The sequence below is a fragment of the Synechocystis sp. PCC 7509 genome, assembly GCF_000332075.2.
GTDB lineage: Bacteria > Cyanobacteriota > Cyanobacteriia > Cyanobacteriales > Chroococcidiopsidaceae > Aliterella.
The window spans coordinates 76,417-88,158 of the sequence record NZ_KI966369.1 but is presented as its reverse complement, the minus strand read 5'-3'; the positions used below and the strand labels follow the sequence as shown (position 1 = coordinate 88,158).

Genomic DNA, 11,742 nt, shown 5'->3' with positions numbered 1-11,742 from the left:
CATGGTTAGAAAAGGACAAGTTATTGGTGTTCCCAGGGGAGCCATCAAAGAGCGACTTGTCTTTATCTATCAAATCTTTGGGGTAGTTGCATAATTTCAACTCCTGCCACAGGGGTTTTCTGTCTTCACTAAGTTTTTGCAACACAACCTTAGTAAGCGATCTCCACATAGATGTCCGAGGCTATCGTTAATTACCTTGAAGCGGTCTAAATCTACAAACAGAACGGCAAATATAGAATTTTCCTGCCGTTTCACTCGCTCCACTGCATGACCTAAGCGATCCATAAATAAAGCTCGGTTGGACAAACCTGTTAGGGCATCATGGAAAGCGTCATGGAGGAGTTGTGACTCTGCCAACTTACGCCCGGTCACATCCGTTTGACAACCTGCAATACGGTAGGCTTTCCCCTTTGAATCTCGAACTGCTAATCCCCGGCTCAACATCCAGCGATAAGTACCATCCTGATGCTTGATCCGGTATTCACTCTCAAAGTGAGGAGTCAACCCCTCAATGTGGGTTGAAATTTCTACCTTGAGCCGCTCGATTTCATCGGGATGCACTAGGTTAAACCATGCTTCTGGACTGTTAATAAATTGCTTATCGTTGCCGAGCATAGACTTCCAACGGGAGGAAAAATAGACCTCGTTTGTTTTTAAATCCCAGTCCCATAGTCCGTCTTGAGCGCCATTTACAGCTAGTGCATAACGTTCCTCGCTTACTCTTAATGCGGATTCAACTTGCTGGCGTTCAAGAATTTCGCTCCGCAGTAACTGATTAGTCGTTCTAAGTTCACGAGTTCGTTCTGCTACTTTAATTTCGAGTTCATTTTTAGCTTTTTGTAAAGCTGCTTCTGCTCGTTGGCGATTGATTAGTTCCGTTTGGGTTTGCAAATAAAGTTCTGACTGCTGAATAGCAATCGCCATATGGGTTGCTAGTTGTTCTAACAAATCAATTTCCCAAGCCTGCCATCGTCGTGGTGCTGAACAGTGATGGGCAATCAGCAGTCCCCACAAATTATCCCCTTGTAAAATAGGGACTACCAAGTTGGATCTGACCTGAAATCGAGCTAGTAAATCAACATGACATTGAGCGATATTTTCTGTATAAATATCTTCTATTGCTCGGATGCGTCCCTGTTTGTAAGGCTGAACCTGAGTCTCCGTAGTAAAGCAAGTGTCATGGATTGCTGCTCCTAGGGTAGGTAGCCAATCTGAACCTACAGATTCTACAACCACAATACCGCTCCAATCTGGCTCAAAGCGATAAATAACCACCCGATCTGTATGAAGAAATTGTCTGACTTCCGCCACTGCGGTGTTAAGAACTTCATTTAGATTAAGCGATTGACGGATACGAAGGGCAATCTTCGCTAAAATCCGCTCATAGTTAATCGGCTCTGGTAAGTTCACTGTGGGCTTCTGCACGGGGTTATCAAGTTGCATAATTTATGCTGTGATTGGGTCTAGTTTATAGTTCCCAACTTTAACGATATCTAACCAAAATTAAGAAAAGTTCAGTGTAAATACGGGAAACATCCAGCAAAAAGCTATACATCAGTTATTGACGAAACTTGGTGCAAGACGTGAACTAAGGAAATTATTAAAACAGCTTTAAGCTTGGCTATCTTAGCCCTTAGTGTTCGGTTAAAAATGTGAAATGATATTGCCCAAGTGAAGCTAGAGAAAGTCTGAGCTTTGAACTAAGCCATTTAGCTCTACCTGACCAAACCAAGCTGCCACTGGAAAGAATGGATTGACGAGGCAATCAAGCGGCGACTGATGCAATACTCGCACTCCCATAACGGCGATATCATGGTGCATTTCGTCGGCGGCGGTCAAGCTCTGTGGAGTCGGTTGCGATCGCTGTCGTGGTCGGAGGTTGAGCGCGTTGCTAGGGGAGGGCAGACGGTATGAGCGATCGCACTCACACACTCAGAATACGCATAGCCCAATTAGAGTTAGAACTACGAGCAGTGCGGAAGCAAGCTCAAGCCCAACGTCAAAGGATCGTTCAAAAGTGCGGGCATGAGTTTTTATCACTGGTTGATAGCGATCGCAACTGTAAAGTGGTTGTGATCGACATTGTGCAAAAGCTTGTGTTTGAGGATGAGGAGGGGAATGTCGTTTCTGAAACTGATGGTTCTTTGGTGGGTAAAATTATTGAGGTGAGGTTCACTTAATTACACTGAGGAAACTACTAAACAAACTTCCCTCCGAACAGTTTTAAGCATCGATATTCTAGGGCGAGTTTGCTCCATCGTCATTACAAATATTACTAAAATTAATACCCAGCAACAGCCTAAAAAGTACAATCCATGATCGTTTGCAAACTCCACCTAATCGAATGAAGCAGGATAACAACCAAATTTCCCGACATAGGTAACTTTTGCCCTCAGCCGCTCACAGGGGAAAGTTCCGGCACTGGAACTTGTTATACTGCTGGACAAAGCACAAGTAAAGTTTTGATAATTTAAGTTAGTATAGACCCGAACTTCTTTAGTAGCTAGAACAATGGGTTCTCAAACCTTTGATTTTTTGACCGATAGCTTTCTATTTAATAATAATGTGATCGCGCATAGATTCAGTGATTTTTCTGAACAAGAACTACTGAGTGAGTTGAATAACTATAGGGAGTTTTGCATATCTAGGCAATCTGAGCTTGAGCAAGAAATTTCAACAAACGCATCTAGCCTTAAGATAGTTTCAGGTCTTGAGATGCCTACTATAGGTTTGCTAAAACAGAGTGCATTTTATATTAATCAATATGTTATCAATGATCCTGTTTTTTCCTTTGGACATAGAGAAAATGAATTTAGTAAGGTATTGAAACATTCTCAAGGAATCAGCGAAGAACCTTTAGATAGAAAAAAGCTCTCGGAAATAGTGAGTTATATGAATCAACTTACTCCAATGGTAACTGCTGACTATGTAAAATTTCTACCTATCAATCATTTTTTAGAAACACCAGAACAACTTCCTATTCTTTATTCAGAAAAACTTTTTTCCGATGTTTTGCCTAAACCTTTAATTGAATTCTTTCACAAGAATGTCATTGTGAATTCCTTGGAAAGATCATTTGATAACCCGCAAGCTATTAATCTTAAGCGGTTACAGCCTTGTAGAGAAATCATATTTCGCTTTAAAAACCATATAAACAGACACTATGGATATATTTTATACAAATCTGATTTTAGTCTGTTAGATGAACAAGAGAGTAAATTTCAAGTATCAATGCAGCTAGAGAAAAATCTTCCAGACAGAGATACATTTATCAATTGGGTAGATCAGTCTTTTTATTCATCATGCAAGCAAATTTATGATGAGGTTGCATGGAAAACTTTTATTGCCAGTCGGTATGAAGCTTCTTATTTAACTGAATCTAAATTTATATTCGACCTACTTAGCAAGTTCTTTCCTTCAGAAAACGGTATCCCAACTAATACAGCCAATATTTTCTTAAATATGGAATTACCATTTTTAGAACAGGTTGATATTTCCGCATTGATGGAAATTCGGATGAATTATGGTGAAGAATTTCAAAACTTCCGCTTACATCTAGATAAACAATTTAAGGACTTAAGACTGATTAAAGATCCGGAAGAATTAAAGATTAAGGCTGAAAATGCAATGCACGAGTTAAATGAAGTTCAAATTCACGCTATCAATCAGAAAATAAGTCAAATTAGAAAGACAAGCGCATTCTTTGATGCAATCATCTTGTCAGGAAGTCTATTAGCTGCTAGTCAAGGAAGTGATTGGAGTGTAGCAGAGTTATCAACAGTTTTAGCTACAGCAGCAAGAGGATATAAACCTTTTATAGATTATTCAAATCAAATTAGACAAAATCCAGCCTTTTTTCTTTGGAAAATTTTAAAGAAATCCGCAAGGTAAAAATATAATACAAAGTTTTCAAAAATGAAGATATAACTCACTAACATCTTCAAAACAGACCATTTAAATAGTAAATTAAACTGTATAAAAATTAGTTGAGCCGAACTGTAATATCCCTCTTACAGCAATTTGAGATCAAACCAGCCACAAAAAAGAAGAAAAGATAAAGTGTAGCTAGAGGAGAAAACCTATGAGTAATCGCACTCAACCCCTAAGAAAGCGTATTGTTTAGTTAGAGGCAGAAGTCCGAGCGGTGCGGAAACAAGCTCAAGCTCAACGTCGAAGGATCGCTCAAAAGTGCGGATATGAATTTCTTGCGCTAGTCGATAGTGATCGTAACTGCAAAGTGGCTGTGATCGATATAGTGCAGAAGCTCGTACTTGAGGATGAGGACGGCAAGGTTATTTCTGAAACTGATGGTTATTTGGTGGGTAAGCTTATTGAGGTGAGGTTTAAGCCACTGCATTGAGGGAATTGCTAAAAAATCGTCTCTAATCGGAAAATAGTCTTGCCAAGCTGCTTCGACGGAATCATGTAATCTGTCTACTAATCATCGTGTTAACTGTCTCAAGCTGACAAATAGATTTATCCGATGAAATACCGTTATGAGAACTAAGATAAGCGGCGGCAAGTATAACCTTTGCATCACTGCCAATATCTCTTGTTGGGGTAAAAATAGCCAAGACTCATTTTGCCGCCATGCGTCGTCTGTAAATTTTACTCCGACCATGTTTTATCAAAAAAATGATTTTTAATTTTAAAAAATGGATTTGTTAGACAATATTTGTTACCTTGAGCCGTACCATTTGAACCCCTCTATTTTTTGTAGCCTGAAACCCTTGTGGCTACGTTCACAAACACTGTGCCAAATAATGTGACTTCAATTAGTACAGTAAGAATAAGGTTTTTCGGCGATTTTTAGATTATAGAGCAATTTTATTTTTGTAACCCTCTCGTAGTAGAGCTTTCAGAAGTTACGTGGCGGCTCATGTCACACTCGCTACTTTTACCCCTAGTTAAAACTAAATTAAAATTTGAATTGCTCATGGTGTTCTCTGAATATTGGGTTAAAAGTGACTAAGTTGAAGGCAACATTTGAGCAAATTGCTTTTCAACTGCTTTGAGATTATCAACGATCTGGGCAGCCATTTGAGTTGCCTGCTCACCAGGGTACACTTCCTCAATGCCGTCAATCACCGCTTGTAGAGAAGCCTTTGCAACTTCTGCGGGAGATACTTTTGGCGGTGGGTAATCTTTTGCCATGTCGGTATCGACAGTTCCGGGCATGACCGCAATGACCTGAGTTCCTTGGGCTGCCAGTTCTGCTCGAACGGTTTGTGTCATCGACAGTTCTGCTGCTTTAGAAGCGCTGTAGGAGCCAGTCATCGGGATGGGTACTCGCGCCAATATCGACAAGATATTGATAATTGCTCCGCCCCCGTTGGCCTTGAGGATTGAGGCGAAGGCACGACACATCGCCAATGTACCAAAGTAGTTAATCTCCATTTCGGTTCTAGCATCATCCAGATTAGGTACAGCGATGCATCCCTGATAGTTAAGCAGCACTCCGGCATTGTTAATCAACAAGTTAACATCCTGACACTGGCTTACCGCCGCTTGAATTGATAATTGATCGGTGATATCCAGGGAGAGCGGCACAATCCGCTCTGGGTCAGCAGCAACTAGCCTAGACAAAGATTCAAGCTTACGGGCGCAAGCATAAATGCGCGCAGCACCTGCCTGGTGGAGTGCGGTAACAAACTCCGCTCCAATCCCGCCATTTGCACCAGTAACTAAGACAACTGCATTCTCAATCTGCATCTATTTACTCCATTTTGGTTAATAACTAACAAGGACGAATCAGCTTAATGATTTTATGGAATGGCAATAATTTGCAATCCTTCTATGTTAAGGCAATAGTAAAGGTCGTTTAGATTAGTAATGGGTCATTAAAGAGGCATGACATTGTTCTCCATTCGAGATGTTTTTTTGCCAGCGATTCAAACTAACAAGCTAGGGAGCAAGATGAAATAGGTATTTTTTAATGTTGGTATAAGCGAATAATGCTCTTGCTTACCATAGTGGCTTCATCCGTTGCCAGCCAAGCTGTATATTGACCTACTTCGTTGGCGGTAAGCCATTCTGGATGCTCGGCACTAGGACGTTCACGGGTAGCAATCATGCTGTGCAAGACAACTTCATTGATCCGAATACCAGTGCCTTTACTTTCGGCAGCTAAAATTTGCGTTAGCATCAGTTGTCCCGCCGCAGGAATACAAACCAAACCGTAATTTGGAATTGCTTGTTCTGCCGCACCACCACCGATTAGGGTGTAACTGCTACCTTTTTTCAAAACAGGTAAAAAAGTGCGAGCGGCAATGAAATGAGCGGTCAAATTGCTTTCTAGCATCTGTCGCCAATCCTCTAAGGAAGTTTGGATTAAAGGGAAGTCTTGGTTCCATCTCCCGTTGATGGAAGCAACGACCGCATCTAACTGGGTCACTTTTTCCATAATGTGAGCGCGTAGTTCTTCGGCGCGCTCAGTATTGCTCAGTTCGCCCTCAATCAGAATCAAGCGTTCGCGCTCAAGTTCTCCTAAATGTTCGCGCAATTGGTTGAGTTTATCAGGAGTGCGGGAGGGAACAACAACGGTTGCGCCGGATTGAAGAAATGCCCGCACAATGCCCTCCCCAACGCCGCCTGTTCCGCCAGCGATTAGTGCAACTTTTCCAGCTAATTTATTCATTGAATTTTGCCTGATTAGTTAATTAATGCGACCGTTTCATAAATATGAGAAGCGGCATAGATAATCTCGGTTTTGCTGCATAGTTGCTAGCGCTGCAAGCGATTGCCAATGGGCGATTGCTGTTACTGTTGTCCCATCTAAACTATGCTCGAATTTCAACTCTCACAAAACCTAGTTGATGGCGAACAAAATTTTCATAAATTTCAGCAATTTTGGCGGCAGCAGTTTCTTGTTTTTCTGGCATTACGGTAAATATGTTGATGAGGGTAATATTGCGTTCGTTTGGTTGGCGCTCGTCACCAATTAAAACTCCAGCCGACACGCAGGTAAAACTTGCACTTCTTCGGTGTAGTGAATATGTAATGGGGGTTCTGCGCTTGGAGGAACATCGGCAATTAGCACAGAAGTTGCAAAAGCACTATGCTGCGCTCCTTCCATGAATCGGATTTGCCCGCTAAATCCTTGAGGCAAGTCTGTCAGTGGAACGTTTGACTGCTCTGTCGCTTTGTCAAAGGATGTCATAACTAAAATCTCCTTGAATTAGTAATGTTTCACTGTCATCAGCAGGATATTGTAATCGTGAAATTTAGCTAGTATAGAAATTTTCTAAACAATACCACCGTTGGCTCGAATACTTTGACCTGTAATCCAACGGGCATGATCAGAAACTAGCAGTGCGACCGCATCGGTAATATCTGCGGGTTGTCCTAATCGCCCCAATGGAGTTTGAGCAATCATTTGATTGACTTGCTCAGGTTCCAGTACCAAGCCCTCGGTTTCGGTGACACCTGGAGAAACAGTATTAACTGTAATTCCCCTTGCGCCTAATTCTTTGGCTAAAGCGGTGCTGAAATGCTCGATCGCTGCTTTGCTTGCTGCGTAAGCTCCGCCCGCAGGAATTGCCATTGCTGTACCACTGGTGGAGATACTGACAATTCGTCCGTTATCAGCAAGATGATGAGCGGCTTGCTGAAGGGCAAAATAAACCCCGCGAGTGATATCAAACATACTATTGTATTCGTCCTCGGTCATTTCTACAGTGGGCTTAAATACGTTGACTCCGGCGGCATTGTTAATCAAGATATCAATTTTGCCAAATTGGGCGGTCGCTTTTTCAAACAGACTTTTCACATCTTCTAGCTTTCGCATATCTACCCTAACTGCGGAAGCTCTCGATCCAAAGGAAGCGATTTTCTGCACCACTTCTTCCGCCTTAGCTTGGTTTTCGGCATAGGTAACAACTACGTTTGCGCCGTCACGTCCTAACTTTTCGGCAATCGCGCGACCGATACCACGTGATGAGCCTGTAACAATCGCCACTTTTCCTGAAAGAGATGCCATCAGATTGATTCCTCTTAGTAGAGATGGAGCAAACAATTTCTAGGGTAAACTTACACTGGTAATTTTGGAACTACTTACTTTTTTGTCAGTGTCTAAAGAGGGACTTGAAGGTGACACAGATGTCGGAACAGACGGAAGGCACTCAATTTGTGCAAGCAACGTTAAAAATCTTGGGTGGAAAATGGAAAATTTTGATTTTGTGGCATTTAAAAGATGAAGTAAGACGGTTTGGAGAACTGAAACGATTGATGCCGGAAATCACGGAAAAAATGCTGATTGGGCAACTTAGAGAACTGGTAACGGATGGGATTGTTAATCGTCATGTTTATTCAGATGTACCGCCCAAAGTTGAGTATTCCTTTACCGACTACGGCAGAACTTTGGAGCCTGTTTTACAAGTGCTTTGCAACTGGGGAGAGGCACATTTGAACCGAAAAAACCATGATTATAAGCAAGACATTGCACACAAAGAAATGATTTAACTAAGCGTAAGCGGCATTGCCTAATAGAAAAATTTATCTGTAGACCGATTTATAGTATTACAGTTGTAGATAGCTTAGACTGAAGGTATTACAGTTGTAGATAGCTTAGACTGAAGGTATTACAGTTGTAGATAGCTTAGACTGAAGGGAACTCTCCAAAATATCCGTTGTATGGATATAATCGCAATTACCCCTTCCAAGCATTTCTGACTGGACAGGCATTAGAAACGGTTTTCTAGTGGAGCAATATACTGAAATCGTTTCAGCAGCACTTGAGTCCTTACTTTGCTCGAACTGAAGCCCGTCAAGCAGCTTTCAATTACATTCAAGCCCTGCTTAGTCCCGTACGTTAATCGATGACTGAAGATTTTTCGCATTTTAGCTGAACGCTACCGTAACCGCCGTAAACGCTTCAGCTTACGGTTTAAATCGATTGCGGCAATCCTCAACAAGCGAACTTGCTCTCATTTCATGATTCACGCAAGAGGTCTACTGATTCTAGCAATGATTGAAAAATCGTAGATTTTGCCCTGCATGAATCCAAGTTAGATGTTTTAATGAACAAAAAATACAAAAACTCTTAAAAGGCTATTATAAAAATGTTTCAGTCGAGCGCAGAATTTTAAGCTTAAATTTGCCGCCCTGTATTTAGGGTTTGACAGACTTAATCTGGAATGAGTATTGAGTTTTGAGCAGCTTGAGGACAATTGCCGTTTCGCAATTGCTGACTCCAGATTTTACTCTTAAAGCAGCTAGAAAGTTGAGTAATCCGTCGTTTGTATCGTAGGTAACTTCTATAAATAAATCGTAACTACCTGCTACGAAGGCAACATAGCTCACAGAATCTTGATCGACTAACTCAGAGGCGACCGCCTGCGCCCGATTTAGATCCACCATCTTTAATGTAATTAACGCAATGTTACGAAATCCCAGCTTGTTAGGATTTAAGTACGCCTGAATAGTGATTGCGCCAGAATTTGTCAATCGTTGTACGCGATTGCGAATCGTTGCTTCTGACATACCAATTTTTTTAGCGATTTCTGTAAATGGCATCCGTCCATCTTTATGCAAAAATCTAACAATTTCAATATCAAGCTCGTCTAGGTTTAGCTGAACTCCGTCAACCCCTTGGTATCCAGTTGTTAAACGACAATTAAATAGGGTTCTTCCAAGCTTTTGGTGATCTTGCCTCATCAGCCGAACTACGACTGATAGATGGAGCAATCCTAAGTAGCTAGGACAAAACGCTTGTTAAGCAACGCCAATTCTGCTCGTCCATACATTTGCCGCTTCAGCAATTTGAGGCGGTTGTTTAATCCCTCCACTACACCATTGCTAATACTCAGGGTCATGCTTGCCTTCACCGCATCATAGTCATCCAGTAACCCTTCTGCAAACGCTTGAAAGGGTTTTAACGGGCTTTTGAGAACTTTGCATATCCAAGCATCAAATGCTTCTCCTTGTCGTTGGCGGAGGAGGTATAAGAATTCATCGGCGGACTCAATTGCTATTTCCAGGTCTAGGTGTTGTGCGATGAGTTTCTCAATCAGAGCCTGCTCTTCTGGGTCTCGATTCTCTTGGCGCTTCACCACGAGATAGCTGGCACGTCGAGCGGTCAAGGGTGGAGATTGCAGATCGCACACTTTGACTGAACTCTGAAGGGAACATCCCACTTTAGTAGGCAGACCTTGAGCCGTCCGCAACTGACTGATGTAGCGGGTGACGGTGCGGAGACTCCCCTCGTATCCTTGTTGTTGCAGTAGACTCATCAGCAATCGAGGCTGTCGCATTCCGTCGTTCCACCAGCCTAAGAATCGAGCTTTGTAAGGGTCAAGAACACTTTTACCAAACGCTTTACGACGGGGTTGAATCGCAGGAAAGTCAGGGAGTTTGACATAGCGCTGCACAGTTTTCTCACTCACCCCTACCGCTTGAGCAATCGCAGCTTGTGTCCACCGTTGTTCAGTCAAATGTTTGATCTGCTGTTGTTGGTCAATCCGTAGTTGATGCTTGGCTTGGAATTGGGATTGCTCTGCTGCGGTTGCCGTGGGTTTCGGTCGCACCATTGCAACTTCTGGGGCGATAGTGGTTGGGCGATGCTGTTGTTCAATCGCTTTCAACTCAGCCGGATAGAGTCTGAACACCTTTTCCAAGGTTTCCGTGAGGTTCTGTACCAGATAAAATCTGTCTGCAACCTGCACCGCATTCGGTGCGCCTTGGTTCATCCCACTGCGATAGAGCTTAGAGCGGTCACGAGACAAGACTTCGACTCCAGGATGTTGCCGCAACCACTGAGCTAATGTTTCAGCTTTGCGATCTGCAAGCAGGGCAATAGGTCGGTGCTGTTCTAAGTCAACTAGAATCGTGCCGTACTGTCGTCCCCGTCGAAAAGCAAAGTCATCGACACCCAGATGCTTGGGAACCTCAATTGGAGGCAAGGAAAGTTGGGCAAGATAGTTCAACAAGTTACTGCCACTGACTTGATAGCCCAGTTGCTTCACAAGTTTTGCTCCCGCAGCACCGCCTAAGGCTAGACCGATGTGCTGCAATTGTTGCATCAAACGCAACGTCTTTCTTGCCCAGGGTGCTGCCACTTCTGGAATCCGCTCGGTGAAAATTCGACGCAGACAAGCGGAATTGAGGCAGAAGAATTTCCGCACTTTGACCTGAAGCGTCAGGCGATATTGCACCAATGACAAATCTTCTAAGGTACGTTGATAACGGCTATGCACTCGTCGGCTAAACTGACTACAAACGGGACATTCAGCCATCGTCTGAGTCGAGGCGACCACTGCCCACCAGTGATGCTCAGAAGCCTTTAGCTGCCAACCTTCAAGGCGAAGGTTTTGAGAGTCAGGCAGAAAATGTTGGAGGAGTTTCACGACCTCTAAAACTCTAAAAAAGCGGATATTTTCATTATGAGGCAAGATCACCAAAAGCTTGGAAGAACCCAGGATAGTTGACATTTAACAATTGGGGTCAGGGCAGAAAGCGCCTTGCTAATTTGTCAGAGTACCTTCAACGGTTCTCTGATGCTGTAAGTTATGAAAAATTCCTCGCCCAAGGTCTACCAATTGGTTCAGGAGAAGTCGAAAGCGCTCATCGCTATATTCCCCAAAAGCGCCTGAAGATTCCAGGAGCTAGCTGGCATCCAAATACAGTTAATCTAATGTTAGCGCTGCGAGTTATTCGGGCTAACGGCTGGTGGGATGATTTCTGGACGATGAAGGCGAATATACGTCAGAGTTATATAAATATCTGATTTGCTTTGCTTGCGCCACT

Annotated in this window: 13 protein-coding genes and 2 pseudogenes; 6 read left to right on the top strand and 9 right to left on the bottom strand. The window is 42.8% G+C overall.

Annotated elements, in window-relative coordinates; translation table 11 throughout:
* Positions 1-94, top strand: a pseudogene (locus tag SYN7509_RS31950) (IS6 family transposase); the annotation flags it as partial.
* A 2-nt stretch (positions 95-96) separates the two neighbouring features.
* On the opposite strand, the gene SYN7509_RS27085 reads toward SYN7509_RS31950, so the two are convergent.
* Entirely contained in the window at positions 97-1,443 is a 1,347-nt protein-coding gene (locus SYN7509_RS27085; protein ID WP_009630701.1) for a sensor domain-containing protein, read from the bottom strand.
* Positions 1,444-1,779: 336 nt separating this feature from the next.
* On the opposite strand from SYN7509_RS27085, the gene SYN7509_RS31510 reads away from it, so the two are divergent.
* From SYN7509_RS31510 to SYN7509_RS0223265, 3 genes are all read left to right on the top strand, one after another.
* Positions 1,780-1,914, top strand: coding sequence for a hypothetical protein (locus SYN7509_RS31510; protein ID WP_255327343.1), 135 nt, complete (start codon positions 1,780-1,782; stop codon positions 1,912-1,914).
* Complete coding sequence (locus SYN7509_RS0223270) at positions 1,911-2,180, top strand: hypothetical protein (RefSeq protein WP_009630700.1); 270 nt, start codon at positions 1,911-1,913, stop codon at positions 2,178-2,180. Before SYN7509_RS31510 ends, SYN7509_RS0223270 begins: the two co-directional genes overlap by 4 nt.
* Before the next feature lie 331 nt (positions 2,181-2,511).
* On the top strand, positions 2,512-3,891 hold the full coding sequence (locus SYN7509_RS0223265; protein WP_009630699.1) for a hypothetical protein: 1,380 nt from the start codon (positions 2,512-2,514) through the stop codon (positions 3,889-3,891).
* A gap of 550 nt (positions 3,892-4,441) precedes the next feature.
* Here SYN7509_RS0223265 and SYN7509_RS29965 read toward each other — a convergent pair.
* From SYN7509_RS29965 to SYN7509_RS0223235, 6 genes are all read right to left on the bottom strand, one after another.
* The gene (locus tag SYN7509_RS29965; RefSeq protein WP_009630698.1) at positions 4,442-4,621 is read right to left on the bottom strand and encodes a hypothetical protein; all 180 of its coding nucleotides are present in this window, start codon (positions 4,619-4,621) and stop codon (positions 4,442-4,444) included.
* 347 nt (positions 4,622-4,968) lie between these two features.
* Positions 4,969-5,712 carry an SDR family oxidoreductase gene (locus SYN7509_RS0223255; protein WP_009630697.1) on the bottom strand — a complete coding sequence of 248 codons (744 nt, stop codon included), beginning with the start codon at positions 5,710-5,712 and terminating at the stop codon, positions 4,969-4,971.
* A gap of 220 nt (positions 5,713-5,932) precedes the next feature.
* On the bottom strand, positions 5,933-6,637 hold the full coding sequence (locus SYN7509_RS0223250) for an SDR family NAD(P)-dependent oxidoreductase (protein ID WP_009630696.1): 705 nt from the start codon (positions 6,635-6,637) through the stop codon (positions 5,933-5,935).
* Between the two features lie 142 nt (positions 6,638-6,779).
* Entirely contained in the window at positions 6,780-6,959 is a 180-nt protein-coding gene (locus tag SYN7509_RS0223245; RefSeq protein WP_009630695.1) for a hypothetical protein, read from the bottom strand.
* Positions 6,941-7,159 carry a hypothetical protein gene (locus SYN7509_RS0223240; RefSeq protein ID WP_009630694.1) on the bottom strand — a complete coding sequence of 73 codons (219 nt, stop codon included), beginning with the start codon at positions 7,157-7,159 and terminating at the stop codon, positions 6,941-6,943. The genes SYN7509_RS0223245 and SYN7509_RS0223240 overlap by 19 nt, the downstream gene beginning before the upstream one ends.
* 84 nt (positions 7,160-7,243) lie before the next feature.
* Positions 7,244-7,978: a glucose 1-dehydrogenase gene (locus SYN7509_RS0223235; RefSeq protein ID WP_009630693.1), complete on the bottom strand. Its 735-nt coding sequence runs from the start codon at positions 7,976-7,978 to the stop codon at positions 7,244-7,246.
* A 119-nt stretch (positions 7,979-8,097) separates the two neighbouring features.
* On the opposite strand from SYN7509_RS0223235, the gene SYN7509_RS0223230 reads away from it, so the two are divergent.
* Entirely contained in the window at positions 8,098-8,460 is a 363-nt protein-coding gene (locus SYN7509_RS0223230) for a winged helix-turn-helix transcriptional regulator (protein WP_009630692.1), read from the top strand.
* 648 nt (positions 8,461-9,108) lie between these two features.
* Here SYN7509_RS0223230 and SYN7509_RS0223225 read toward each other — a convergent pair.
* Together SYN7509_RS0223225 and SYN7509_RS0223220 are read right to left on the bottom strand one after the other, a co-directional pair.
* Positions 9,109-9,654, bottom strand: coding sequence for an Lrp/AsnC family transcriptional regulator (locus SYN7509_RS0223225; protein WP_009630691.1), 546 nt, complete (start codon positions 9,652-9,654; stop codon positions 9,109-9,111).
* A gap of 32 nt (positions 9,655-9,686) precedes the next feature.
* A complete protein-coding gene (locus tag SYN7509_RS0223220; protein ID WP_009630690.1) occupies positions 9,687-11,426 on the bottom strand; it encodes an ISL3 family transposase in 1,740 nt (579 codons plus the stop codon).
* 95 nt (positions 11,427-11,521) lie between these two features.
* Here SYN7509_RS0223220 and SYN7509_RS27080 point away from each other — a divergent pair.
* Positions 11,522-11,722 (top strand): annotated as a pseudogene (locus SYN7509_RS27080) (hypothetical protein); the annotation flags it as partial.
* Positions 11,723-11,742: the final 20 nt, after the last annotated feature.